The following is a 207-nucleotide window of genomic DNA, read 5'->3' as shown; positions in this document are numbered from 1 at the left end:
CCGTGGTCGATGACTGCACCCGCGAGTGCCTGGCGCTGGTGGCCGATACCTCGCTCTCCGGCATCCGCGTGGCCCGGGAACTTGACCGGCTGATGATCGAGCGCGGCAAGCCGAAATGGTGGTCAGCGACAACGGCAGCGAGCTGACCAGCAACGCCATCCTGACATGGGCGGATCAGAGCCGCGTCGCCTGGCACCACGTTGCGCT

1 pseudogene is annotated in these 207 nt (G+C 67.1%); it reads left to right on the top strand.

The annotated features are described in order from the left end of the window. Nucleotides 1-207: pseudogene (locus AC24YW_RS36680) on the top strand (DDE-type integrase/transposase/recombinase); the annotation flags it as partial.

The sequence above is a fragment of the Bradyrhizobium sp. USDA3516 genome (assembly GCF_057651995.1).
The sequence above is the reverse complement of the archived record's forward strand: the minus strand, read 5'-3'. Positions and strand labels throughout refer to the sequence as shown.